The sequence below is a fragment of the Thalassomonas actiniarum genome (assembly GCF_000948975.2).
GTDB lineage: Bacteria > Pseudomonadota > Gammaproteobacteria > Enterobacterales > Alteromonadaceae > Thalassomonas > Thalassomonas actiniarum.
The window spans coordinates 4,589,022-4,614,785 of the sequence record NZ_CP059735.1 but is presented as its reverse complement, the minus strand read 5'-3'; the positions used below and the strand labels follow the sequence as shown (position 1 = coordinate 4,614,785).

General features: G+C 45.8%; 22 protein-coding genes. 16 read left to right on the top strand and 6 right to left on the bottom strand.

Annotation, left to right across the window (positions count from 1 at the left end):
* Positions 1 to 146: 146 nt before the first annotated feature.
* Positions 147 to 1,835, top strand: a complete 1,689-nt coding sequence (locus tag SG35_RS20065) for a SufS family cysteine desulfurase (protein WP_044835101.1) — start codon at positions 147 to 149, stop codon at positions 1,833 to 1,835.
* A 74-nt stretch (positions 1,836 to 1,909) separates the two neighbouring features.
* Here SG35_RS20065 and tcdA read toward each other — a convergent pair whose 3' ends face one another.
* Together tcdA and SG35_RS20055 are read right to left on the bottom strand one after the other, a co-directional pair.
* Positions 1,910 to 2,695, bottom strand: a complete 786-nt coding sequence (tcdA, locus tag SG35_RS20060; protein WP_044835102.1) for a tRNA cyclic N6-threonylcarbamoyladenosine(37) synthase TcdA — start codon at positions 2,693 to 2,695, stop codon at positions 1,910 to 1,912.
* A 113-nt stretch (positions 2,696 to 2,808) separates the two neighbouring features.
* Positions 2,809 to 3,069 (bottom strand): hypothetical protein, encoded by a 261-nt coding sequence (locus SG35_RS20055; RefSeq protein ID WP_044835103.1) that lies wholly within the window; start codon positions 3,067 to 3,069, stop codon positions 2,809 to 2,811.
* A 122-nt stretch (positions 3,070 to 3,191) separates the two neighbouring features.
* Here SG35_RS20055 and SG35_RS20050 point away from each other — a divergent pair, with 122 nt between their 5' ends.
* Complete coding sequence (locus SG35_RS20050) at positions 3,192 to 4,187, top strand: GlxA family transcriptional regulator (protein ID WP_044835104.1); 996 nt, start codon at positions 3,192 to 3,194, stop codon at positions 4,185 to 4,187.
* Positions 4,188 to 4,286: 99 nt separating this feature from the next.
* Here SG35_RS20050 and SG35_RS20045 read toward each other — a convergent pair whose 3' ends face one another.
* The gene (locus SG35_RS20045) at positions 4,287 to 5,573 is read right to left on the bottom strand and encodes a citrate synthase (protein WP_044835105.1); all 1,287 of its coding nucleotides are present in this window, start codon (positions 5,571 to 5,573) and stop codon (positions 4,287 to 4,289) included.
* Between the two features lie 375 nt (positions 5,574 to 5,948).
* On the opposite strand from SG35_RS20045, the gene sdhC reads away from it, so the two are divergent.
* From sdhC to sucD, 8 genes are all read left to right on the top strand, one after another.
* A complete protein-coding gene (gene sdhC / locus SG35_RS20040) occupies positions 5,949 to 6,323 on the top strand; it encodes a succinate dehydrogenase, cytochrome b556 subunit (RefSeq protein ID WP_044835106.1) in 375 nt (124 codons plus the stop codon).
* Entirely contained in the window at positions 6,317 to 6,664 is a 348-nt protein-coding gene (gene sdhD / locus SG35_RS20035) for a succinate dehydrogenase, hydrophobic membrane anchor protein (protein WP_044835107.1), read from the top strand. The genes sdhC and sdhD overlap by 7 nt, the downstream gene beginning before the upstream one ends.
* Positions 6,665 to 8,431, top strand: a complete 1,767-nt coding sequence (gene sdhA, locus SG35_RS20030) for a succinate dehydrogenase flavoprotein subunit (RefSeq protein ID WP_044835108.1) — start codon at positions 6,665 to 6,667, stop codon at positions 8,429 to 8,431.
* Positions 8,432 to 8,442: 11 nt separating this feature from the next.
* On the top strand, positions 8,443 to 9,153 hold the full coding sequence (locus SG35_RS20025; protein ID WP_044835109.1) for a succinate dehydrogenase iron-sulfur subunit: 711 nt from the start codon (positions 8,443 to 8,445) through the stop codon (positions 9,151 to 9,153).
* A gap of 233 nt (positions 9,154 to 9,386) precedes the next feature.
* Positions 9,387 to 12,191, top strand: a complete 2,805-nt coding sequence (locus SG35_RS20020; RefSeq protein ID WP_044835110.1) for a 2-oxoglutarate dehydrogenase E1 component — start codon at positions 9,387 to 9,389, stop codon at positions 12,189 to 12,191.
* A gap of 27 nt (positions 12,192 to 12,218) precedes the next feature.
* Positions 12,219 to 13,697 (top strand): 2-oxoglutarate dehydrogenase complex dihydrolipoyllysine-residue succinyltransferase, encoded by a 1,479-nt coding sequence (gene odhB / locus SG35_RS20015; RefSeq protein WP_044835111.1) that lies wholly within the window; start codon positions 12,219 to 12,221, stop codon positions 13,695 to 13,697.
* A gap of 155 nt (positions 13,698 to 13,852) precedes the next feature.
* A complete protein-coding gene (gene sucC / locus SG35_RS20010; RefSeq protein ID WP_044835112.1) occupies positions 13,853 to 15,019 on the top strand; it encodes an ADP-forming succinate--CoA ligase subunit beta in 1,167 nt (388 codons plus the stop codon).
* The gene (gene sucD, locus SG35_RS20005) at positions 15,019 to 15,891 is read left to right on the top strand and encodes a succinate--CoA ligase subunit alpha (RefSeq protein ID WP_044835113.1); all 873 of its coding nucleotides are present in this window, start codon (positions 15,019 to 15,021) and stop codon (positions 15,889 to 15,891) included. The genes sucC and sucD overlap by 1 nt, the downstream gene beginning before the upstream one ends.
* Before the next feature lie 87 nt (positions 15,892 to 15,978).
* Here the strand turns inward: sucD and SG35_RS20000 are convergent, their stop codons facing one another.
* A complete protein-coding gene (locus tag SG35_RS20000) occupies positions 15,979 to 17,055 on the bottom strand; it encodes a hypothetical protein (protein ID WP_044835114.1) in 1,077 nt (358 codons plus the stop codon).
* A gap of 347 nt (positions 17,056 to 17,402) precedes the next feature.
* On the opposite strand from SG35_RS20000, the gene SG35_RS19995 reads away from it, so the two are divergent.
* The 6 genes from SG35_RS19995 to SG35_RS19970 all read left to right on the top strand — a co-directional run bounded on the left by SG35_RS19995 (position 17,403) and on the right by SG35_RS19970 (position 22,145).
* Positions 17,403 to 17,675 carry a SymE family type I addiction module toxin gene (locus SG35_RS19995; protein ID WP_044835115.1) on the top strand — a complete coding sequence of 91 codons (273 nt, stop codon included), beginning with the start codon at positions 17,403 to 17,405 and terminating at the stop codon, positions 17,673 to 17,675.
* Between the two features lie 228 nt (positions 17,676 to 17,903).
* Complete coding sequence (locus SG35_RS19990; RefSeq protein WP_044835116.1) at positions 17,904 to 18,323, top strand: hypothetical protein; 420 nt, start codon at positions 17,904 to 17,906, stop codon at positions 18,321 to 18,323.
* 544 nt (positions 18,324 to 18,867) lie between these two features.
* Positions 18,868 to 19,611, top strand: coding sequence for a substrate-binding periplasmic protein (locus SG35_RS19985; protein ID WP_044835117.1), 744 nt, complete (start codon positions 18,868 to 18,870; stop codon positions 19,609 to 19,611).
* A gap of 499 nt (positions 19,612 to 20,110) precedes the next feature.
* Positions 20,111 to 20,302 carry a hypothetical protein gene (locus tag SG35_RS19980; RefSeq protein WP_044835118.1) on the top strand — a complete coding sequence of 64 codons (192 nt, stop codon included), beginning with the start codon at positions 20,111 to 20,113 and terminating at the stop codon, positions 20,300 to 20,302.
* Positions 20,303 to 20,508: 206 nt separating this feature from the next.
* Entirely contained in the window at positions 20,509 to 21,036 is a 528-nt protein-coding gene (locus SG35_RS19975; protein ID WP_044835119.1) for a hypothetical protein, read from the top strand.
* Between the two features lie 239 nt (positions 21,037 to 21,275).
* Complete coding sequence (locus SG35_RS19970) at positions 21,276 to 22,145, top strand: PEP-CTERM sorting domain-containing protein (RefSeq protein WP_044835120.1); 870 nt, start codon at positions 21,276 to 21,278, stop codon at positions 22,143 to 22,145.
* Between the two features lie 108 nt (positions 22,146 to 22,253).
* Here SG35_RS19970 and SG35_RS19965 read toward each other — a convergent pair whose 3' ends face one another.
* Both SG35_RS19965 and SG35_RS19960 read right to left on the bottom strand, forming a co-directional pair.
* Positions 22,254 to 24,140: a DUF885 domain-containing protein gene (locus SG35_RS19965; protein WP_084692931.1), complete on the bottom strand. Its 1,887-nt coding sequence runs from the start codon at positions 24,138 to 24,140 to the stop codon at positions 22,254 to 22,256.
* A 135-nt stretch (positions 24,141 to 24,275) separates the two neighbouring features.
* On the bottom strand, positions 24,276 to 25,619 hold the full coding sequence (locus SG35_RS19960) for a hypothetical protein (RefSeq protein ID WP_152646771.1): 1,344 nt from the start codon (positions 25,617 to 25,619) through the stop codon (positions 24,276 to 24,278).
* Between the last annotated feature and the right edge of the window lie 145 nt (positions 25,620 to 25,764).

Sequence of the window (25,764 nt, the reverse complement as noted above, 5' to 3'; positions counted from 1 at the left end):
TCTTAATGAACGTGTTATTAGGTATAGCTGATGAAAGTCAAAAGGCCTAGCTTATTTTTGTGTGAATTATCCCGGGCAAGGGTAAATTACCAGGGAAATCTGGGGTATAATGGCAGCAATTTTATTTTATTAATTTTTCGTGATTCATGTCCTGCTTTGATCCGCTGAAGTTTCGCCAACAGTTTCCTCTTTTACAAAAACACGTTAATGAAAAGCCGTTAATTTATTTTGATAATGGCGCCACTACGCAAAAGCCGCAATGTGTGCTTGATGCCTACCAGGATTATTATAAGGCGAGTAATGCCAATGTTCATCGGGCCTCGCATGTGCTAAGCGCCCGGGCAACCCGGGCTTTTGAAGAAGCCAGGGAGGCGGTAAGAACTTTTATTAATGCCGCCAGCAGTAAAGAAATTATCTGGACCAAAGGCACTACCGAGGGCATTAACTTAATTGCTGGTAGCTGGGGGGAAAGCCAGTTAAAGGCAGGCGATGAAATTGTCCTCAGTTACAGTGAACACCACGCCAATATTGTGCCCTGGCAGCTGGTGGCGGAAAAAACAGGCGCCGTGATTAAAATATTGCCGTTAAGCAATAACGGTACCCTGGATGAAAGCAAACTGGCTGAAGTGATCACTGCCCGGACTAAAGTAGTGGCGTGTGCACATATCTCCAATGTGATTGGCCGTATTAACCCGTTGGAAAAAATCATCGCCCGGGCGAAAGCCGTGGGGGCCATCACCGTGATAGACGGCGCCCAGGCAATAGCGCACTTAAGCGTTGATGTACAGGCCCTGGACTGTGACTTTTACCTGTTCTCGGCCCATAAAATGTTTGGCCCTACCGGTGTCGGGGTATTATACGGACGTTTGGCCTTGTTAGAGCAAATGCCGCCTTATCAGGGAGGCGGGGAGATGATCCAAACCGTCAGCTTTGCCGGTACCAGCTTTAACGAGCTGCCGTTTAAGTTTGAAGCCGGTACCCCGAATATTGCCGGGGTAGTGGCTTTTGCACAAGCGGTGCGGTTCTTAAGGACACACCAGGGACAGGCATTTCGTGATTATGAGCAAAAGCAGATAACTTATATGATGCACAAGCTGCAAAATATTCACGGGATACGTTTTATCGTCAGCGAAGCACCGGATATTCCTGTTTTTTCCTTTACCCTGAGGGGACACCATAATCACGATATTGCCACCGCCTTAGACAGCCGGGGGATAGCCATTAGAAGCGGCCATCACTGCGCCATGCCGTTAATGGAATATTTAAAACTCAGCGGCTGTTTGCGTCTGTCACTGGCTCCCTATAATACCTTTGCTGAAATTGATGAGGTTATTGAGGTCTTAACGGCGATTGTCCGGGGGGAAGAACCGGGGGGGGAGCATAAAGTAGCGTCAGTCGGGGCCCTGACTGAGGAAAAGGCTGAAGGACAAGCTGATGAAAGCAAAATTATGCTGGCAAAGTTTGCCGCCATCAAAGGTTGGGACAGCCGTCACCGGGAAATTATGTTATTGGGTAAAACCCTGGAGCGGATGGATAAGGCCGAGCGCAATGAGCAAACCCTGATCGCCGGTTGCGAGAGCCTGGCCTGGCTAAACTATCGCCGGGACGGCGAAGCAAGATATCATTTCAAAGCCGACAGCGATGCCAAGGTGATACGGGGCTTGCTGGTTATCGTGTTAGCGGCGTTTAATCATAAAACCGCGGCAGAAATCGCCGCTTTTGATATCCAGGGCTATTTTGAGCAGCTGGGCCTGTTACAGCATTTAAGCCCTTCACGGGGCAATGGCGTTCAGGCTATTGTGAAAAAAATCAAACAATTGGCAAGCCAGGATTAGCTTGCCTTTGCTCTATCGTTAATTGTTTACCGCGCTTTAGCGGTTATCTACCCGCCGAAAGGGCAGAGCAGAGATTATTTCGGTTTTTTATTGAGAAACTTTTTAATCGCCCGGCCGACGGCAAAAAAGGCAAAAGTAGCGGTGACATGGGTTGCCGCGCCAAAGCCGCCGCTGCAGTCGAGGCGCATGGCTCCATCCTGGGTCTGTTTGGCGTGGCAGACTTCGCCATTGCTATCCGGGTATACCAGCTGCTCGGTGGAGAAAATGGCATCGATGGAAAATTTCCGCTTGGTATTGCGGGAAAAGTTGTACTCCCGGCGCAGCTGGTTACGTACCTTGGCCAGCAGCGGATCCTGATAAGTCTGGCTTAAATCGCAAATTTGGATCTGGCTCGGGTCGGTTTGTCCGCCGGCGCCGCCCACCGTGATCACCGGCAATTTATGACGCTTGCAATGGGCGATAATGGCCGATTTGACTTTGACCGAGTCTATGGCATCAATGACATAATCAAACCCCTGGTTTAAAAGCGCAGCCAGATTTTCATGGGTGACAAAGTCTTCCACTTCATGCACCTGGCAGTCGGGGTTTATTTGCCTGATGCGATCCGCCATGATTTCGACTTTGCTTTGTCCGACCGTGTCCGTTAACGCATGGATTTGCCGGTTAATATTAGTGGTACAAATATCATCAAGGTCAATCAGGGTGATGGCGCCGATGCCGTTTCTGGCCAGGGCTTCTGCCACCCAGGAGCCGACACCGCCGATGCCTATCACGCAAAAGTGCGCTTGTTGCAATCTAGCGGCGCCTTGATTGCCATAGAGGCGGCCGATGCCGCCGAACCTGAGTTGATAGTCGGACATAATGTAATTATAAATAGCAGCAAAAAATTGCGCGCATTATATCAGGCTCAACCGACAAGCCCAGCTTCTTTTTCAGTATCATCTAGCCGTAACTTAGTCCCCTTATGCTAATGTCAGGAGCAGAAAATGCAGTACCTGCCGAAAAAATGTCCATAACGCCTGGTTTTAACGGCAGCAGATGTTTGCACCATTTTCAGCAACAAGTGATCTGTTGCCAGGTTAAGTACGGCAATGGCAATGAGCAGCAAGGGCATATAGACAAAGGCTGTTAATACCGAGATTTCATAAACCAGGGGCACCAGGGCAATCAACGCCAGGGTGGCAATCAGGGTAAAGCGAAAGACGACATGCAGTAACAGGGCGACATATTTCATGGTTTGGCTCCTATTTGTTTCAGTGAGTAAATAATACTCCTTGCCAATAAAGAAAAGAGGTGGCATATTTGCCATAGTAAGTGGCAAAAATGACAGTTTTATGTCATAGGAGAGACAGGAGCATGAAGGTTGCAATTTTAGCCAGTGAGCATTGTATGGTGTCCGGCGTTTACGGCATGCTGGATGTGTTTTCGGCGGCTAATTATTGTCAAAATAAACGCTATGGCCTGGATAAAAGGGAGGCGATTGACTGTCAGATAGTCACTATCGACGATAAGCCGGTAACCGGCTATAACGGTATAGAAATCAGGCCTACCGCGACCTTGGCTGCTATGGAGATACCGGATGTGATCATTGCCACGGCGTCGGTACAGGTTGTGGTGGGTTGCTGTGGCCATGATATTGAATTGAGCCATAAAGCAAAAATCAAGCACTGGTTGCAAACCTGTCAGTCGCAGGGAACCCTGATCGCCAGTAGTTGTACCGGTAGTTTTCTATTAGCGTCTATCGGTATGCTGGCAGGAAAAACCGCCACCACACATTGGCGCAGCGCCGAGCTGTTTCGTAAGGTGTTTCCCTTTATCCGTCTTGACTGTGAAGAGTTGCTGATTGATAACGGCGATGTCATTTGCGCCGGCGGTTCTACTTCTTATATGGACTTAGCCCTTTATCTGGTGGAAAAACTGCTGGATAAGGACAGTGCCTCCGATTGCGCCAAGTTGATGGTATTTGATCCGGTCAGGCAAAAACAGTCCCCTTACGGCTCTTTTAAGGCGCAGAAAAGCCATGAAGACCAGGCGATTTTAACGGCGCAGGAATGGCTGGAGCGCAATTATAAGAAAGAGATCAGCATGGATGCGCTGGCCGAGCAGGTGGGTCTGGGGTCGAGAACCTTTAAGCGCCGTTTTAAGCTGGCGACAGGGGAAAACCCCATTACCTATTTACAGCGTATTCGGGTGGAGCTGGCCAAGGGCAAGCTGGAAAAAACCACCGACAGTATCAATAACATTATCTGGTCGGTGGGTTATGAGGATATCAGCAGCTTTCGCCAGTTATTCAAACGTTTTACCGGTTTAACCCCGAAGGACTACCGACAAAAATTTACCAATTTGCACTAATTTTTCGATTACCCCTGAGGTAAACACAGATCGTCACTAAATTTCGGACAAGAAAAAAGGCAGTAAAAACTGCCTTTTTGATGAACTTATAAGCTCGGCTTATCTGTCATGCAACGGGGTGAATTCACGATCCAGCTCACCAGTGTACTTCTGGCGAGGACGACCGATCTTCTGACCTGGCTGGCTTAACATCTCATCCCAGTGAGAGATCCAGCCAACGGTGCGTGACATGGCAAAAATTACCGTGAACATGCTGGTAGGAATACCGATGGCTTTTAAGATGATGCCTGAGTAGAAATCTACGTTCGGGTAAAGCTTCTTGGAAACAAAGTATTCGTCTTCAAGGGCGATACGCTCAAGCTCCATGGCAACATCAAGCAGCGGATCTTTGATGTTCAGCTCTTTTAATACTTCGTGACAGGTTTCACGCATTACCGTGGCGCGCGGGTCGAAGTTTTTGTATACGCGGTGACCGAAGCCCATCAGGCGGAACGGATCGGCTTTATCTTTTGCTTTGGCAACATACTTAGGAATGTTCTCCAAAGAACCGATTTCTTCAAGCATGTTCAAACAAGCTTCGTTGGCGCCGCCGTGGGCAGGGCCCCATAAAGAAGCAACACCGGCAGCGATACAGGCATATGGGTTGGCACCTGATGAACCGGCTAAACGTACTGTTGAAGTAGAAGCATTTTGCTCATGATCGGCATGTAAAGTGAAGATGCGGTCCATGGCTTTAGCGATGGTCGGGCTTACTTTATATTCTTCAGCCGGTACCGAGAACATCATATGCAGGAAGTTTTCTGCATAGGACATATCGTTTCTTGGGTAAACGAAAGGCTGGCCGATGCTGTATTTGTATGCCATGGCAGCAATAGTAGGCATTTTTGCGATTAAGCGATGGGCGCTACGGGTACGCTGGTCTTTATCATCGATATCTAAATCACTGTGGTAGAAAGATGATAAGGCGCCAACAACACCACATACCATGGCCATTGGGTGGGCATCAGGTAAGAAGCCCTGGAAGAAGTGTGCTAACTTCTCGTGCACCATAGTATGGTTGGTGATGGTATTTTTGAATTCGTCGTACTGAGATTTGGTCGGTGCCGCACCGTTTAGCAGGATATAGCAGACTTCCAGGTAATCTGCCTGTTTGGCCAGGCTGTCGATTGGGTAGCCCCTGTGCTGTAATATACCTTTACCGCCATCAATATAAGTAATCGCAGATTCACATGATGCCGTTGCTAAAAAGCCAGGGTCATAGGTGAAATAGCCATAATTACCCAAAGTTCGGATATCGATCACGTCGTTACCTGCGGTTCCGGACAGAATAGGTAATTCCGCAACTACTTTACCGTCAATACTTAGAGAGGCCTTTGAATCAGCCATATGTTTATCCCCTATCAATTGGTTTTCTGATTATTATGAAAATGTAATCAGTTTTTATGAATATAAAACTGCGGGTATTCTACTTCAAACTGCCCCCGTAAAGTCAATTCAAATGTGTGTTTGATTAATTCTATATCAAAAAAAAACACTTTTGTTGATTATTTTTTAATCGCAAGCCTTTAAAATGGAACGAAAATTGTAATTCGTTCATATCAACTATATAATCTAGCTGCTCTGCGACTATTTTGTGAAAAATTGTATGCAATTTTACGAAAATATATGCAGATGATCGCTTTGGGAATTGCTCATTTTTAGCGGGTAATTCAGGTTATATAAAAAAAGTTGAAGGCTCTAAGAGCTCTTTAGGCAACAATCGTGAAAAAACAACGTCCTGTAAACCTTGATCTAACTACAATAAAGATGCATTCAGCAGCTCATGCCTCTATATTGCACCGTATCTCCGGTGTGATTATGGTTTTTGCTATTGGTATTTTATTGTGGACCCTTTCTACCTCCTTATCGTCTGCAGAAGGTTTTGCGCAAATCAAATCCCTGCTTGATGGCTTTTTCTTTAAATTTATCATTTTAGGCATCTGTGCCGCGCTGATTTATCATTTATTAGCGGGTGTGCGCCATTTATTTATGGATTTAGGTCATTTTGAAGAATTAGCTTCCGGTAATGCCACTGCAAAATTTGTTATTGCGCTTTGGCTGGTGCTTACCGCAGTTGTAGGAGTTTGGTTATGGTAAATAATGCCGCAACAGTAGGCCGCAGTGGCGTACATGATTTTATTTTATTAAGAGCCAGTGCGTTAATTCTGGCTTGTTATGTCCTGTTTATGGCGGGATTTTTCGTTATTACTCCACAAGTCACCTTTGAAATCTGGCACGGTTTATTCTCCAGTCTTGCCATGAAGGTATTTACCTTATTGGCCATTATCGCGGTACTGGTCCATGCCTGGATCGGTACCTGGCAGGTATTGTCGGATTATATTAAAGGCGCGTTTTTACGCGGTGCTTTGCAATTTATCTTTACTGTTACCTTGCTGGTTTATTTCGCAGCAGGCTTCTTAACTGTGTGGGGTGTGTAAGTGAACGTTCCAGTTCGTGAGTTTGACGCCATTGTCATTGGCGCAGGTGGTGCGGGTATGCGCGCTGCTTTAGCAATTTCTGAATCAGGCCAGTCTTGTGCCCTGATCTCAAAAGTATTTCCAACCCGTTCTCATACGGTATCTGCCCAGGGTGGTATCACGGTTGCGTTAGGTAACGCCCATGAAGATCACTGGGAACAGCATATGTACGACACCGTTAAAGGTTCCGATTACATCGGTGACCAGGACGCAATCGAATACATGTGTAAAACCGGCCCTGAAGCTATTATTGAATTAGAAAACATGGGCTTACCTTTTTCTCGTTTTGAAAACGGTAAAGTGTACCAACGTCCTTTCGGTGGTCAGTCTAAAAACTTCGGTGGTGAGCAGGCGGCCCGTACCGCAGCCGCGGCCGACCGTACCGGCCATGCCTTGTTGCATTGCTTGTACCAGCAAAATGTTAAAAACAAAACCAACGTTTTCAGCGAATGGTATGCCCTGGATTTAGTGAAGAACAGTGACGGCGCCATCGTCGGTACTACCGCTATCTGCATGGAAACCGGTGAAGTGGTTTACTTTAAAGCCCGTGCCACGGTATTAGCTACCGGTGGTGCAGGTCGTATTTTCGCTTCTACTACCAATGCCCACATCAATACCGGTGACGGTGTTGGTATGTCACTGCGTGCCGGCGTGCAAATGCAGGACATGGAAATGTGGCAGTTCCACCCGACGGGTATCGCCGGAGCCGGTGTACTGGTGACCGAAGGTTGCCGTGGTGAAGGTGGTTACTTACTCAATAAAGACGGCGAGCGCTTTATGGAGCGTTATGCGCCGAATGCCAAAGATTTGGCCGGTCGTGACGTTGTTGCCCGTTCTATGATGACGGAAATCCGTGAAGGTCGTGGTTGTGACGGTCCTTGGGGTCCTCATATCAAATTGAAACTGGATCACTTAGGTCGTGAAACGTTAAACCAACGTTTACCAGGCGTTTGTGACTTATCTAAGACCTTTGCCCACGTAGATCCTGCGGAAGAGCCTATCCCGGTTATTCCTACCTGTCATTACCAGATGGGGGGTGTGCCCACCAATGTTAACGGTCAGGCGATCCATGTTGGCGCTGACGGTGAAGAAAAAGTTGTTGAAGGTTTATTTGCCGTCGGTGAAATTGCCTGTGTATCTGTACACGGCGCCAACCGCTTAGGCGGTAACTCCTTACTTGACTTAGTGGTCTTTGGCCGCGCTGCCGGTCAGTTCTTAGGTACGTACCTGAACGACACTGAATTTGGTAAAGAAGCGTCTGCCTCTGATTTAGAAGCGAGCTTAGCGCGTACTAACCGCTGGGAGAACTCAGAGAAAGGTGAAGATCCGGTACAAATCCGTAAAGACCTGCAACAATGCATGCAGCTGAACTTCTCGGTATTCCGTGAAGGTGAAGCCATGGCGCAGGGCATGAAAGAGTTGACGGAAATCCGTGAACGCTTACAACACGCACGTTTAGACGACAAGTCCAGCGAGTTCAATACCCAGCGCATCGAGTGTCTGGAACTGGATAACCTGATGGAAACTGCTTTCTGTTCTGCTAAAGCGGCAAACTTCCGTACCGAAAGCCGTGGCGCCCATGCCCGTCAGGATTTCACTGAACGTGATGATGAAAACTGGTTGTGTCATTCGATTTATACCCCGGAAACTGAAGAAATGTCGAAACGCTCAGTTAATATGACGCCAATTCACCGTGATGCTTTCCCACCGAAAGCGCGTGTTTATTAAGGAGTAGCGTGATGAAACAAAAATTTTCGATTTACCGTTACAACCCAGATGTTGATAATGCTCCTTATATGAAGGAGTATGAGCTGGACCTTCCTGAAGGCTCAGATATGATGGTGCTTGACGCCTTGATCTTATTAAAAGAGCAAGACTCCACCTTATCATTCCGTCGTTCCTGCCGTGAAGGGGTTTGTGGCTCCGACGGTTTGAACATGAACGGTAAAAACGGCCTGGCCTGTATCACGCCATTATCGGCGGTGAAGGCCAATACCATAGTATTACGTCCATTGCCGGGCTTACCTGTGGTACGTGATTTGATTATTGATATGACTCAGTTTTATAATCAATATGAAAAAATCAGACCTTATCTGATTAATGATGGCAAAGAACAGCCGGCGCGTGAACATTTACAGTCGATTGAAGACCGTGAAAAGCTTGACGGTTTATACGAATGTATTTTATGTGCATGTTGCTCAACGTCTTGTCCTTCATTTTGGTGGAATCCGGATAAATTCATCGGTCCGGCAGGTTTATTACACGCTTATCGCTTCTTGATCGATAGCCGTGATACTGCCACCGAAGAAAGGTTGGATGATTTGCAGGATGCATACAGCGTATTTCGCTGTCACGGCATAATGAACTGTGTTGATGTTTGTCCTAAGGGATTAAACCCAACCAAAGCCATTGGCCATATAAAATCAATGTTATTAGCAAGATCTGTTTAATAGTATTGTCGGGGTGAACTTAGATTTTAATAAGTTTGCCCCGAACTATTAAACTACGAGGACTGCTGTAATTAATGTTTTTCTAGCTATATTGGGTAACTATTCTTTTTCTTTGGCGTTGATAGAAAGAATTTCATTAGAGATATCGAGTTGAAACTTTTCTAATAACAAAAACCGAAAAAAAGCAGTTACATTTATTTTTTGTTGCTTTTATCCCAGTAAAGGAACAGGCAATGCCAGAAGGTACAATGAAGGCTTGGTTAGAGTCTTCTCATTTAAGCGGTGGCAACACGGCTTATATTGAAGAACTATATGAATCTTACCTGGACAACTCGCAATCTGTCTCGGAGCAGTGGCGCGAAATTTTCCAGGAACTTCCGAAAATTGAAGGTGCCGATGTCGAATATCGTCACTCCGCTATCCGCGATGAGTTCAGAGAGCTTGCGAAGCAACCGAGCCGACAGGTGGTTGTCTCAAGTGGTGCTGATGCCAAGCAAGTCAAGGTATTGCAATTAATCAATGCCTTCCGCTTCCGCGGTCATCAAAATGCTAACCTGGATCCTCTGGGATTATGGCTACGTGATAAGGTACGCGACCTGCAATTATCTCACCACGACCTCTCGGAAAATGATTTCGATAAAGATTTTAATATCGGATCATTTGCTGCGGGTCAGGAATCGATGAAGTTGGGCGACCTGCATAAAGCGTTGAAAAAGACCTATTGTGGTTCTATCGGCGCCGAGTATATGCATATCACCTCTACCGAAGAAAAGCGCTGGTTACAGCAGCGTTTGGAATCGGTACAGTCCAGTGCCAATTTATCTAAAGAGCAGAAGCTTGATGTGCTTAAAGGCCTGATCTCTGCTGACGGTCTGGAAAAATATTTAGGGGCGAAATTCCCCGGCGCCAAACGCTTCTCTTTAGAAGGTGGCGACAGCCTTATTCCTATGCTTAAAGAGCTGATCACCCGTGCCGGTACGCATGGCGCCAAAGAGGTGGTGATTGGCATGGCACACCGCGGACGCTTAAATGTCCTGGTGAACGTCATGGGTAAAAACCCGTCGAAATTATTCGATGAATTCGGCGGCAAGCATGATGAAGTATTAACCTCGGGCGATGTGAAATACCACCAGGGTTATTCTTCTGATTTTGTTACCCCGGGCGGCAATGTTCACCTGGCATTGGCCTTTAACCCGTCTCACCTTGAAATCGTCAACCCTGTGGTTATCGGTTCGGTGCGTGCCCGTTTAGATCGCCGTAACTGCGACCAGGGTGATTTGGTACTGCCTATTACCATTCACGGTGACTCGGCGATTGCCGGTCAGGGTGTGGTACAAGAAACCTTTAATATGTCACAAGCGCGTGCATTTAAGGTCGGCGGTACTATCCGTATCGTGGTTAATAACCAGGTTGGTTTCACCACTTCAAATCCTCAGGATACCCGTTCAGGCGAATACTGTACCGATATTGCGAAAATGGTACAGGCACCTATTTTACACGTCAACGGTGACGATCCTGAAGCCGTAGTTCTGGCAACACAAATTGCCCTGGATTACCGCAACGAATTTAAACGTGATGTTGTTATCGACTTAGTGTGTTACCGCCGTCACGGCCACAACGAAGCGGATGAGCCAAGTGCCACCCAGCCGTTGATGTACAAAATCGTCAAAAAGCATCCGACCCCGCGTCAGCTTTATGCCGATAAACTGATCAGTGAGGGCAGCATCACAGCTGGCCAGGCCGATGAGTTAACTGCTTACTACCGTAAGCTGCTTGATGAAGGTCAGTGTACCGTTGAACAATGGCGTCCGATGACGGCCCATTCCGTTGACTGGACACCTTTCTTAGGTCATGACTGGGATGATGAGTACGAGAAAGAAATCTCCATCGACAAGCTGAAAGAGCTTGCGGCCAAAGTCGCGAAATTGCCGGAAGATCACCCGGTACACTCGCGCGTGAAAAAATTATACGACGACCGCAAAAAAATGGCTTCAGGCGAGAAATTACTCGACTGGGGCATGGCGGAAAATCTGGCGTACGCCTCGATTGTTGATATGGGCCAGCGTGTGCGTATTACCGGTCAGGATGCCGGTCGCGGTACCTTCTTCCACCGTCATGCGGTATTGCATAACCAGGAAGACGGTAGCGCCTATATGCCGCTTAAACATGTACGTGAAGGGCAGGGGCCTTTCGATGTGCATGATTCGGTACTTTCAGAAGTTTCCGTGTTGGCGTTTGAATACGGTTACACCACAGCTGAGCCTGCAGGCCTTACCATTTGGGAAGCGCAATTTGGTGATTTTGCCAACTGTGCCCAGGTGGTGTTCGATCAGTTTATCAGCTCGGGCGAGCAGAAGTGGGGCCGTTTATGTGGTCTGACGATGTTATTGCCGCACGGCTATGAAGGTCAGGGACCTGAGCATAGCTCCGCACGTTTAGAGCGTTATCTGCAACTTTGTGCCGATCACAATATGCAGGTCTGTATTCCTTCTACCCCGGCCCAGGTATTTAATATGCTGCGCCGCCAGGTAGTACGTCCTATGCGTCGTCCTTTGGTGGTAATGTCGCCTAAGTCGTTATTGCGTCACCCGCTGGCGGTTTCTTCACTGGAAGAAATGTCTACCGGTGTTTTCCATAACGTCATCGGTGAAATCGACGATATCGATAAGAAAGCGGTAGAAAAAGTCGTTTTCTGTAGCGGTAAAGTATATTACGAATTGCTTGAGCAACGCCGGAGAAATGAGCAGGAAAATGTTGCCATTATCCGTATCGAGCAATTATACCCATTCCCGGAGAAAGAGCTTCAGGCAGTACTGGAAGATTACCAGCACGTGAAGCAGTTTGTCTGGTGTCAGGAAGAGCCTCAGAACCAAGGTGCCTGGTATTGTTCACAGCACCATTTCAGAGCCGCTATCCCGGCAGGTACTTATTTGACTTATACCGGCCGTAAGGCGTCTGCCGCTCCGGCAGTAGGTTATATGTCAGTTCATGTTAAAGAACAACAAGCGCTCGTCAATGAAGCGCTGACCGTTGAATAGACCAGTTTGTGAGTAAGGAATAAATTGATGACAACCGAAATAAAGGTTCCCGTATTACCTGAGTCAGTTGCAGATGCTACTGTCGCTACCTGGCACGTGCAAGCTGGTGACAAAGTTTCTCGTGATCAAATACTTGTTGATATCGAAACCGATAAAGTAGTTTTAGAAGTGCCGGCGACTGCCGACGGCGTGATCACTGAAATTTCTGAGCAAGAAGGCGCTACCGTATTAGGTGAGCAGGTTCTGGCTTTATTTAAAGAAGGCGGTGCCGCCGAAGCCGCACCAGCCGCCGCTGCCGCACCTGCTGCCAGCACAGATGCTGGCAAGGTAATTGATATCGTAGTACCTGTACTGCCTGAATCTGTTGCTGACGCCACCGTTGCCGGTTGGCACGTAGCCGAAGGCGATACCGTAACTGTTGACCAAAACCTGGTTGATATCGAAACCGATAAAGTAGTATTGGAAGTTGTAGCCCAGGCTAACGGTGTGATTGGTAAAATCATCCACGCCGAAGGCGATACCGTATTAGGCGACCAGGTTATCGGTCAGTTAAATGCCGGTGCTTCAGCGCCTGCAGCTGCCGTTGCTTCTCCTGAAGAAGCGATCAGCAGCGACGAGCTTGCCAGCCCGTCGGTACGTCGTTTAATGACGGAAAAAGGCATCTCAGCCAGCGAAGTTAAAGGTTCAGGCAAAGGCGGACGCATCAGCAAAGAAGATGTTGAAGCAGCCATTGCCAACAAAACTGCCGCTAAAGCCGCTCCTGCACCTGCTGCAAAAGCTGCTCCGGTTGCCCAGGACTTAGGCGAGCGCAGCCAAAAACGTGTACCTATGACACGTTTACGTAAAACCATCGCTACCCGTTTATTGGAAGCGAAAAACTCTACTGCGATGTTAACCACGTTCAACGAAGTTAACATGAAGCCTATCATGGACCTTCGTAAGCAATACAAAGACTTATTCGAAAAAACCCATGATACCCGTTTAGGTTTTATGTCTTTCTACGTTAAAGCCGTAACCGAAGCATTAAAACGCTACCCTGCGGTAAATGCCTCTATCGACGGTGATGATATTGTTTATCACAACTTCTTCGATATCTCTATCGCGGTATCTACGCCACGTGGTCTGGTAACGCCGGTATTACGTGACGCCGATCAAATGAGCATGGCGGGCATTGAAAACGGTATCCGTGACCTGGCCATCAAAGGCCGTGACGGCAAGCTGACCATGGACGAGATGCAGGGTGGTAACTTCACCATTACCAACGGTGGTGTATTCGGCTCTTTGATCTCTACGCCTATTTTGAACCTGCCGCAAGCGGGTATCTTAGGTATGCATAAGATCCAGGACCGTCCTATGGCGGTTAACGGCAAGGTAGAAATTCTGCCTATGATGTACCTGGCGTTATCATACGATCACCGTTTGATCGACGGTAAAGAATCTGTTGGTTTCTTGGTTACAATTAAAGAATTGTTAGAAGATCCGACACGTCTGTTATTAGAACTTTAATAGCGGGCATTTTAATAAAAGGTTAACGCTTATAGACAGGTCGGATATCGCTATGCAAGTGCCGACCTTCGTACTATAATCCCGTTACTTTTTCACTGGCAGTCTGCTTTGGGGTGGGCTGCCTTTATCATTTACAGATAAATGGATAAAACACCATGAATTTGCATGAGTATCAAGCGAAACAATTATTCGCTGAATATGGTTTACCCGTTTCTGAAGGTTTCGCTTGCGATACCCCTCAGGAAGCTGCAGAAGCTGCCGACAAAATTGGCGGCGATATGTGGGTTGTTAAGTGTCAGGTGCATGCCGGTGGCCGCGGAAAGGCTGGTGGTGTAAAGCTGGTAAAAAGCAAAGAAGAAATTAAAGAATTCGCACAGCACTGGTTAGGGAAAAACCTGGTTACTTATCAAACAGATGAGCAAGGCCAACCGGTAGCGAAAATCTTAGTTGAAAGCTGCACCGACATCGCCAACGAATTATACCTTGGCGCTGTTGTTGACCGTGCTTCACAAAAAATCGTTTTCATGGCATCTACCGAAGGTGGTGTTGAAATTGAAACGGTTGCTGAAGAAACACCTGAGCTTATCCATAAAGCCGAAATCGATCCGTTAGTAGGCCCTCAAGCTTACCAGGCGCGTGAACTTGGTTTCAAACTAGGTTTAACGCCTGCACAAATGAAGCAATTCGTGAAAGTGTTCATGGGCCTTGCCAACATGTTCCAAGACCACGATTTTGCTTTATTAGAAATCAACCCACTGGTTATTACCGACGAAGGCAACATCCACTGTCTTGACGGTAAAATCGGTGTAGACGGCAACGCTTTATACCGTCAGCCTAAAATCCGTGAAATGCACGATCCGTCTCAAGAAGACGAGCGTGAAGCACATGCAGCCCAGTGGGAGCTGAACTATGTTGCTCTGGACGGAAACGTTGGCTGTATGGTTAACGGTGCCGGTCTTGCTATGGGTACCATGGATATCGTTAACTTACACGGCGGCAAGCCAGCTAACTTCCTTGATGTTGGTGGCGGGGCGACTAAAGAGCGTGTAGCCGAAGCATTCAAAATCATCCTTTCTGATGACAATGTTAAAGCCGTTCTTGTTAACATATTCGGTGGTATAGTACGTTGTGACATGATCGCCGAAGGTATTATCGGTGCGGTTAAAGAAGTTGGTGTTGAAGTACCTGTAGTTGTACGTCTTGAAGGTACCAACGCTGAACTTGGTCGTGAAGTTCTGGCGAATTCTGATCTGGACATCATTGCCGCTACATCATTAACAGATGCAGCTCAGCAAGTTGTTAAAGCTGCGGAGGGCAAATAATGTCTGTTTTAATTAATAAAGATACTAAAGTTATCTGTCAGGGTTTCACTGGCGGACAAGGTACTTTCCACTCAGAGCAAGCGCTTGAGTACGGTACGCAAATGGTTGGTGGCGTAAGCCCGGGTAAAGGCGGTCAAACGCACCTTGGTCTTCCGGTATTCAACACAGTACGTGAAGCGGTAGAAACTACAGGCGCAACTGCTACTGTTATCTACGTTCCTGCTCCGTTCTGTAAAGATGCTATCTTAGAAGCTATCGACGCCGGTATCGAGCTGATCGTTTGTATCACCGAAGGTATCCCGACTATCGATATGATCGATGTTAAAGACAAGCTGAACAACACTGGTGTTCGCATGATCGGTCCTAACTGCCCAGGTGTTATCACTCCGGGCGAAACTAAGATCGGTATCATGCCAGGTCACATCCACAAGCCAGGTAAAGTAGGTATCGTATCTCGTTCAGGTACTTTGACTTATGAAGCCGTTAAGCAAACTACAGACGCCGGTTTCGGTCAGTCTACTTGTGTTGGCATCGGTGGTGACCCAATCCCAGGCACTAACTTCATCGACGTTTTAGAAATGTTCGAAAACGATCCGCAAACCGAAGCCATCGTAATGATCGGTGAAATCGGTGGTACTGCTGAAGAAGAAGCTGCTGAATACATCAAAGCTAACGTATCTAAGCCTGTTGTATCTTACATTGCCGGTGTTACTGCACCTGCTGGTAAGCGTATGGGCCATGCTGGCGCGATCATCGCCGGTGGTAAGGGTACAGCCGATGAGAAATTTGCAGCCTTAGAAGCGGCCGGTGTTAAAACCGTACGTTCTTTAGCTGACATCGGTGTTGCACTGAAAGAGAAGACAGGTTGGTAATCAGTTTTTGATTGCTAATTGTTTATTTGGAAAACCCGCTGAATAGCGGGTTTTTTGTGTCTTGCAGTTTTATTTTCTTTTCTATAATTACTTTTTTATAAATTTTTCGAATAACTCTTTAGGTTTAACCTCCAACGGACCAAGTTTTAATTTATTCTTAAGTGATATCGCTCCATTTCCTATCGAAATGATATCCTCAGGTTTGCCCTGTAGGCTCGTAATTAATAACTTTTGAGTGTTATTGTGCTCTTGTAGTTGGTCAATTGTGGCTAATTGCATTCGTATCATGGTTTCTTTCATCTGTATCTGCGTTTTGAAGTTTTCAACTTGGGCAGTCAATGATGATATTAGATATTGCTCTTCCATAGAGAGGTTTGAAGAGTTTGATAGAAATTCTTGATATGGAAATTGTAGATATTGGTAAAATAGTTTTTCTATTTCGCCAAGTGACTCAGTGTCTTTTTTGGGAGTAATAATTAAAGATGTTTGTTTATTTTCGGGGTTAGTTGTCACATTTGCTTCAATTCCAAGGTTTTTCAGAAACTCACCAAACCAAATTAGATATTGTGAGCAGATGTTTTTATAGTTATCAGGGAACTCAAAATATTTGATTATTGAGTTTTTAATTCCCTCATTGGATAGCTCGGCTAATGATGCTTTATAGCAATCAATTGCTATTTTGCAGTAGTTGATAATTATACCAAAGAGAGTTTCTTTATTATCAAAATTGTATGGAATATTTATAATACAATCATAGCCATTGTCATTATCTATTGTTGCTTCGACACCTATATCTTGAAATTTTTGTTGATAAGTTTTTGAGAAGTTTTTCATACTGAAGGGATATGCCCATTCCTCATAATCAATACCATGGACAATATATAAAGAATCTTCTTGTTTACTTAAATTCATATAGAATTGTAATAAATAAACATTTTCAAATGGGTATGGCCCATCGTATCCAAACCAAGCTGGAAAATCACCAAAATTTAATTTAGATAATCGGAGGAAGTCTTCATTACTTAATTGCTCTCTTGGAGAGTAAACTAATATTTCTTCGCTTTTATCGGCATTTTCTCTATAGCCTTTTTTAAATGTTAATTTTTTTTCACCATCAATTTCACAATAATTATGTGTTTTTTCTTCAACAAATCGTATGGACATGTGCTTCCTTGGTTTCTAGGTATTTATCCCAACATAAGCGTTTTAGGGCGAGAGCTAATAGAGAGAAAATAGGTGTAAAGCGGAGAGTCCATACTCCCTAAATCCCACATAAATATAATCAACCCCCTGTTGATTTAACCAGCTTCTTAGTCTTTAGTTAAGCTACTCCCAAACAATACGGAGGACTTCAAACTCATCATTTTGATAGGCAATGCTATAACTCATGCCATAGCAAAGGTTATAGCCAATGCCGAACTTAGATACCAAGAGTTAAACCAAGTCGCGCCCCCTGAGTGCGCTAACACCCAGAGGCCGCTAACCAAAACGAACTACACTAGGAGTCCGTCATGGCTGAATATCATCATACGTCAGAGCTTTGCCCGAAAGAAGCAAAATATCCCACAATCCGGCAACTTACGGTATTGGAAACCGTGCTTAATAGTGTCGTAAAAGTCAGGGGGGCAGGCATCAACTATCTACCGGTTAATCTGCAACCTTGCCTTATCCTTCAGGGGAAATGGCTGCATGAGGCCGGTTTTCCTATCGGGCAGAAGGTCACGGTTACCGTGGAAAAAGACCGCCTGGTACTAAAACCTGTTTCGCTATCACCTAAAGCATAAACCAAGTAACAGAGGCTATAATAGGGCTGCTGCGCGCTAAAGCTGTGCAGCAGCTGTAACAGCTACTATTTGTAACTAACTGTTAGTTAGTATCAACGCCTCATAAACAACCTATATGGAGGTCCTTTCTTGTCATTCATCTAATAAAGTAGACAAGGGTTACTTCACCCAATAATATACCCTCATTGAATAAGTATATTCCTTTTGGGAATAAAAAAGAGGTTAAACATGACATCTATAGAGTTTTACTTGCGCCGTATTCATATTCTCGGGGCATTTTTTTTAGTGGTATCTTTACTGGCGTGGATTTCAGATTGGACAGGGTTGGTGTATGTATGCCCTTATTGCCGCCTGCAACGCACTGTGATTGGTATTTTAGGCTTTTTGATGATGTTTAGAGGGTTGCACAATATCATTACAATTTTTATTGCCAGTGTGCTTGGTTTTATGGGGGCGCATGTCGCCGCCGCGCAAAACTTTATGGGCTGGTTAAAAATCAATAAAGGCACTTTTGAATTTAAAGGCGATATATATCTGGATCCCTTTCTGCTCTCAGGTGCGGCATTATTTGCCATTATTGCCCAGGTTTGGTTACTGGTGCTGTCTGCCCGTAGCAAAACAATAGAGAGCGAAGTCGGACAGTCATAAACCGACATTGCCAAACCTTGTATTCGCCTAATCCGGGAGCAGTACAATCCTGCTGCTTTTATCAAATTAAAGGGGAGCTGGCCAACACTTAGCTGTCATTCAGGGGCGGCTAAGTGCAGCAATTTCACTGCTACCTGAAAACGAAGCACTATACCCCAAAGGTAACCGTGAGTAGTTCAAAGAGGATGTTTGCCGCGTTCTTTCTTAGATTAATTTTTATTTATACTAGCTCTTGTTAAATAACGTATTGATTTCTATTGGCTTTTAGTGGTTAGTTCCAACAAGGTAACTCTAGTTGGGGTGGATAAACTTGCTGCTTAGTCTTGTATAGGACTTTAAGGTGTCGATATAAGGAGCAAGCCAGCTTGTGTTGCCGACTCTCCGGCTTTTTTTGTTATATCCTTGATGTTGTTATTACCGCCGGTGCTAGCCGCTTTTCAGCAGAAACGCTGAAGTGGAAGTGTCCGAAAAATATTTCAATGGTAATTAAGATCTTATATTTATACACTGAGATATACCCGCTCATCATAAATATAAGCGCTGAATGCTGAGATCTGTCTTTGCCTTATTCTTGATGTTGTTAACATCCCTCTCTTCGGTTCTGGCCAGTGAGAAAAGCATTACCGTTGTAGCAGATGACTGGCCGCCGTATGTCGATTTTTCTCATCCCGGCAAAGGTTTGTGCATAGAAGTGGTTAGGGCGGCGTTTGCAACGCAAGGTTATGCACTTAAGGTGATTAAAACGTCCTGGGCCAGGGCTATCCATGGGGTTGAACATGGCAAATACGATATTTTACCCAATGCCTGGTTAACACAAGAACGTACCAAATTTCTGTTGTATTCTCAGCCTTATACCAGTAGCCGGCTAAAGTTTATTATCAGAAAAGGCGAGTCTTTTGCGTATAAAGACCTCTCGAGTTTGGATAATAAGGTTGTCGGTATTATCAGTGGCTCCAGCTACGGTCAGGCATTTGATCATGCTAAAAACTTTCAAAGAAATGAAGTGATCAATATGATGCAGAATTTAAAAATGTTGTTGGCTAAACGGATAGATTTGATGATCGAAGATGATCTTGGCTTTATGGCGACAGTGAATAAAAGGGCGCCTGCTCTGCTGCAGAAAATTGATATCGTTGAACCGGCATTTCTCAATAAACCTTTACATGTTGCTATCGGGCGGAACCATAAAAGACGCCGGGAAATTATTACCGACTTTAATCTCGGGCTTGAACAGATCAGGAAAAACGGAGTTTTAGCCGCGATTAAAAAAAGCTATGGTGTGAATTAGCCGGTAAAGCTCTCCAAAAAAGGGCACAAATCCCTAATCGAGTGCACAGCTTATCATCGGCTGTTAATGCTTCTTGCTGTTATGCCCGAAGCCGGGAAAGCTCTTGTCTGGTCGGATGTTTAGCTCAGGCAGTTTATTTATGCTATGTACTCTCAAACTCTTCAATTGAATAAGTCAATTTGAAAAAGCAATTAGCGCTTTGTAACTTATTGATTACCTGGTTTTTATAAATTGTTTTCTGCTGGTGTTTTCTTTTGGTTAAAAGCTATTCCGGATACTCTTTCCCCTCATTAAGCATCACTTTTTATTGCCTGTGCAATTGACTTAATTAGATCATATTAACGTAAAGAAATTAAGGTTAAATACTGGCATTAGTTATGCTGATGCAAGTAGGCAAACCGTTAATGTTGATGACTGATTTAGATCAAAAATATTAACTGATAATTGAGTAAAATTTATTTTGTTGGAATCAATGCCCCAGATAAAAAGGATGATCTATATGTCGAATTTAATATTGCCGTTAAACGATAATACCCTGGCAAAAGAAAGTAATGTCTTAACCCATGGCCGGATAAACGAGCCGGTTTTTATCAACGAAACTAACCAGGCAAGCAGTGTAACCAATAAGGCGGCACTGGCGTTAGAAGTTGAGCTTGATGGGGAGGGAAATTATATTCTTGGTTATAACTAAATATTTGTGATTTGCTCGCATAAGCAGGAGAACATTTGGGGATTTTATGCTTGTCGCCAGATGTTCTCTTATCTCGATATTGAAATAATATAAGCCTTTAAAATACCAGGCTATTATTTTGCCTGCTACGATAGACTTCTGTTTTTCTTTACCCTTTGGGCTTCTGCTACACTCAAAGTAATTCATGACAATAAAGGACTTAGCTTATGCCTGCTTGCCCCAATATCAAAGTGGCTTTCATTTTATTTTTTGTATTATCTGCTTTTCTTGTTGCCTGTAAAAGTACCAGCCCGTTGAAAAGCGCCCAGGTATATTGCATGGAAACCGAGCGAGACACTTATAGTGAATGTTTGAGTCACCGCCGGGCCTACCTCGATGCGCGCGAGAAAATTATGACCCGGTTTCGTGAGCAGAAAAAAAACTGTGAAGCCTATGCCATTCAAAAGAGCGGCGGGGGGAGCACTAGCTGTGTTAGCCGAGACAATATGGTGAAGGCGGGCTCAGGGTCAACCTCGGTTACCGGGGGAGTGGATCATAATACAGAGTGTAATGGTAACCTGGGCGGGAGAAGCGCCCGTGATGCCCGTATCACAGCCCTTAGATATGGCTCACAAAGTGATATAGAAAAAAAATGCATGCTGGATATGGGGTGGCAAAGTCATCTTTCTTCCCGGCCCGAGTTAAAAGCCGTGGCTCAGAAATACGGTTATGCCAAGGAGGAAAATGAAGGTTAGTTTATTTAGCCTGCGGTTAACCTTTTAGACATAAAGCTTAATTATTTCTGTCCGAAGGAGATTTACCGGTCTCCTTTATCTGCACTTTATTCTTCGTTAGCAAAATATCCTTTTTATCATATAGATAAATAGGGCTACTTCATTTCCCTTTAATATTATTTGTTGGTCACTTCTGGTTCAGTTTTTGCTCATAGCACAATGATGTCAAAAATTTGTTAATTAGCAGTCAGGAGTATTTCATGAACAAAAAATTATCTGCCATAGCGCTTGCCACTACGTATTTGGGTTTATCTGCAACGGCGAATGCCAGTGAAATTATGTTTGGTTTTGTCGGCGGCAGCTACAGCAGTCAGGGTTATGAGATTGCCAGTATGATCGATTCATTGGACGGGGTAAATGTCACGACACGCTTTCTTAATAGCGAAACCTATGATGATTTTGACAATTTTGATCAGCTGTGGATTTATGATCTTTCCAGTCAAAGCGATAGAAATGCTAATCAAATGGCCAATTATCAGGGCATTGCCGACTGGTACAATAACCGAAGTGAGCAGAATTTGATTGCCGATGGCCGTATCTTGTCATCATCAAGCAGTTATACCAGTAGGGGCAATCGTGGGGCAGAGGATTTGTGGATCCAAAATTATGCACAGCAACTGGATACGTTTGGCGGCGGACTGGTGCTGGGCACAGATCATAATGTTTATAACAGCGGTATTAATGAGATCAACAAACTTATCGGTATTGCCGGTTTTTCAGGAAATTATTACAGCTCGCCATACCAGGCAGTTGTTGACCCCCTGTCGCCGTTTTATGTCGGGTCATTAGATACGTGTGATCTCTCATCAAGCGAGCAATGCATTAATGATAATTCATCCACCGGTTTTGCCCCTTCGGGTTTGCAGCAAAATGGCCAGTTTTTAACACCGGTTGCCTATCACGGCAGCGTTAACGAAGCCTATGATAAAGTGGCGGTATCGTCGACTCTCGGTAGTGTAACTTTTGGCACGCAAGTGCCCGAGCCTGCCAGTTTGGCTTTACTGGGATTAGGTTTAGCGGGGATTGGCTTTCGCCGAAGAAAGCATGTCTCGGCCGATAAAAACAGCTAAAGCCGTTAACTTTGGGGGTTAAGCTGGGAAAATAACCCGGCTTGTTTGGTCAACTTGTTACTAAGGCGGCAAGTTGACCGTATTTCGTTTACTTAACAGCTTAAGGAATTATTTTTCCTGTAACTGCTTTTTAACATAATGCTTGATTTGCTGCTCCAGTACTTGCAGCGGCACCGAGCCATTTTTGAGTACCTGATCATGAAACTCACGTATATCAAACTTTTCCCCTAAGGCCTGCTCGGTTTCGCGACGCAGGCGTTTGATGGTCAGCTCTCCCATCTTGTAGGAAAGTGCCTGTCCGGGCCAGGAAATGTAGCGGTCGACTTCGGTGCGGACATTATGCTTGGATAAGGCGGTATTTTGCTGCAAAAAATCTATTGCCTGCTGGCGGCTCCAGCCTTTGCTGTGGACGCCGGTATCTATTACCAGGCGGCAGGCGCGCCACATTTCATAGGTTAAGCGACCAAAGTTGCTGTAGGGATCCTGATAAAAGCCCGCTTCTAAGCCCAGGTATTCGGCATATAAGCCCCAGCCTTCGCCAAAAGCGGAAATATAGGAGTAGCGGCGGTGGGGAGGTAAATCGCTCAATTCCCGGTTGATGGCGCTTTGTAAGTGATGTCCGGGCACCGCTTCATGTAGGGTTAACGCTTCCAGTACGTAAAGCGGTCGGCGATCCAGGCCATAAGTATTGAGCCAGTAATAACCCGGCTGGGTGTCCTGGCTCGGGGGAATGTAGCGTCCTATGGTATATTTGGGCGCCAGGTGATCAGGGACCGGTACTACGCCATAGGGGTTGCGGGGTAAATGTTTAAACAGGGCCGGCAGCTTGGCATCCATTTTTTTCGCGATGTAGGCCGCTTCTTTTAACAGTGCCTCGGCGCTTGTTGCGTAAAATTGGGGATCGGTGCGCAGGAAGTTAACAAAGGCAGCAAAATCCCCGTCAAAATCAAGGGAAGTGATGATCTGCTGCATTTCGTTGCGGATGCGTTTTACTTCCTGCATGCCCAAATTAAAGATCTGATCCGGAGTTTTATCTGTGGTGGTGTAGTATTTTACCCGGTTTTGGTAAAAATCTGCGCCGTCAGGTGTTGCGCTTAACCCCAAGGTTTTCCTGGCCTGTGGAATATAGGTGCTCACCATAAAGTCATAAAAGTCCTGATAGGCGGGGATCACCTTTTTGGCGAGCAGTGCCAGCGCTTGTTGTTGCAACTGCTGAAAATCTTGCTGGCTGATATCTGCGGGCTGTTTTTTGAACGGGGCGTATAATACGCTGCTGGCCGGATCGTCATCAATAAAGGCGGCGATGCCTTGCTCATAGCCGGATAACACTGCACTGGGCAAGGTTCTGCCGGTAGCCAGCCCCTGGCGCATCCAGTGAATTTGCTGAGCAAAATAGCGGGGCAGGGCTTCCAGGCGGCTCAGGTAATTGTGGTAATCTTTGCTCTTGGCGAACGGCATGCCTTTAACGGTAAAGGTAAAATCGGAGTGAAAGCCCGACTCTGCCAAAATAGGCACATAGTGTTTTTTATATTTGTACAGGCTGATGTCGTTATCCAGCTGGCGCAGTAAGATGTCCAGGTTGATGATATTTTCCTGGGACAATTGCTGCCTGTCTATAGCCTCAAGGCGGCTGACATAGCCGAGTAATTGCTTGTTTTTCTCTGCCAGAGCTTCTGGTGAGAAGTCCGGCAACAAGTGGTTATAGCGGTTATCACCGGACTTGGTAGCTTTGAAAGGATCGACTTTCAGGCGGTATTGCCAAATTTCATCCATTAAGGCGTTTAAGCGGATATTTTCCTGATTAAGGGCTTGCTCGCTTGCCACGGTTGTTATGGTTTGTGTTTGCGCTGCATCTGTTGAAAGCGGAGTGACCGACTGGCAGGCACTTAACAAAGGCAGGGCGCACAATAACGGCAGCAGAGCGCCTTTATGGCTGGTGGTTTTTGCCTGGTGCTGTGCTCCCCAAGGGAGCCGCTGACGGAGGTTTTTCTTCATGTTATTCCCGTATTATTAATGGTTGCTTCAGGACATTGGTGCAAAAAGCAGTGCAGTCAGGGCCCTGGGCTTAAATGTTAATGTTGCTTTTCTGTGTTTGCCCGGGGGCGGTATTTTTGTTCAACAGTGCCGGTATTATTGAGTGTTTGCCCGTTTTAGCTGCCTTTGCCGGTACTCATCTATTTGATTTTCTAAAGCTTCTTTATACGGCGATGAGGCGACAAAGTTTGCTGCTCTTTGTTCGCTTTCACGCTCAAGCGCCTGGTAAATATTAAAAGAAAGCCGCTGTTTATCTTCATCGCTGGACAGGCGTCCAAGGTGCTCGATAGCAAAGTCCGGATGTTCATAAACACTGGTTTCCAGCAGGGCCTTGGCCGATGCTTCATTGTCTATGTCTACTTGCTGTTCAAGCCAGTTTAAGGTGGCACTCGGGTCGTTTCGGCCCCATTGGGAAATTATCTGCTCGCTCGCCGATTGTTTATCTTGTGCATCTGCCTGACTGATATACCAGCTGGCGGCATCTAACGGTTGGGTGAACATCCAGCTTCCCAGCACATCTTGCTGCAGGGCTTTTTTATCTTTTTCGTTTTCTATGGTGTCGAGCCAGGCAACGGTATCTTGGGGATTTTTCATGGTCCAGGTGGACAGCACCGATTGTTGAATACGCCTGTCGTCAAGTGCTTTGGTTTCTTCAAGAAAATGAGCAAATTGCTCTTTGTCGGTAAAGGCTGCAGTAATACCGCTCACTGCCATCATGGTATTGTTTTTGTGGCCTGAAATGTCCGCAAGTTTGCTGATGGCATCATCTAAATCCTGGTTGGCTAAACCGTTAAAAATGGCCATTAAACCGGCAGAGTTGGCGTTAAAAACGCTTTGGTTAGGGTTGTTTTCCTGGCTGTTGAGATACCAGTTGTAGGCACCGTTTGGATCCTGTTTTGACCAGGCGCCGATAACAGAGGCCATGGCAGCCATTTGAGTTTGTGATGAACTGAGGTTATCTTCGGTGAAAGCGATCGCCTGTAACGGATTTAACTCGGCGTAACGCCCCAGAATCAACATCAGCGGCATCATGTTGTCCGCCTGCTCCAGCTCATTTTTTAACAGTGACAGACTCTCAAGCACATTCTGCTCGGAAAAAGCTTTGACCAGCAGATAGGATTGGGCAATGCCCTCCATATCCATCATCATATTGCCATTACCGAGCAGGGATTTTATCCGTACCAGGGAATCTTTTACCTCGCCAGGGTCAGTGACAGGGGCGCTTGGTGAAGTCACTTGTTTTACCGGCAGCCCTGTATTGGCATTTTGTCTATTATCGACGCCGACTCCGGTGGCGGTATTGCTCTGGGGCCGGGGTTGGACAAATGTCGTCTGGTGCCCGCTTGTTTGAGGCTGGGACGCAGGGGTTAGCTTGTATCCCAATAAAAACGCCAGGCCAAGCGAAGCCAGCCATAAGGCGAATAATCCTTTTTTCATCATGATAATTTATTGTAAATTGAGGAGAAACGCTCGGATGTTATCAATATTACCTGGGGTAAACAAGGCAGAACAAGCGGGGGAGAGCCAAGGCGCATTAACAGATTAAGCCGCTTTTATAAAAATGCGCTGCATAACCGGGAATATT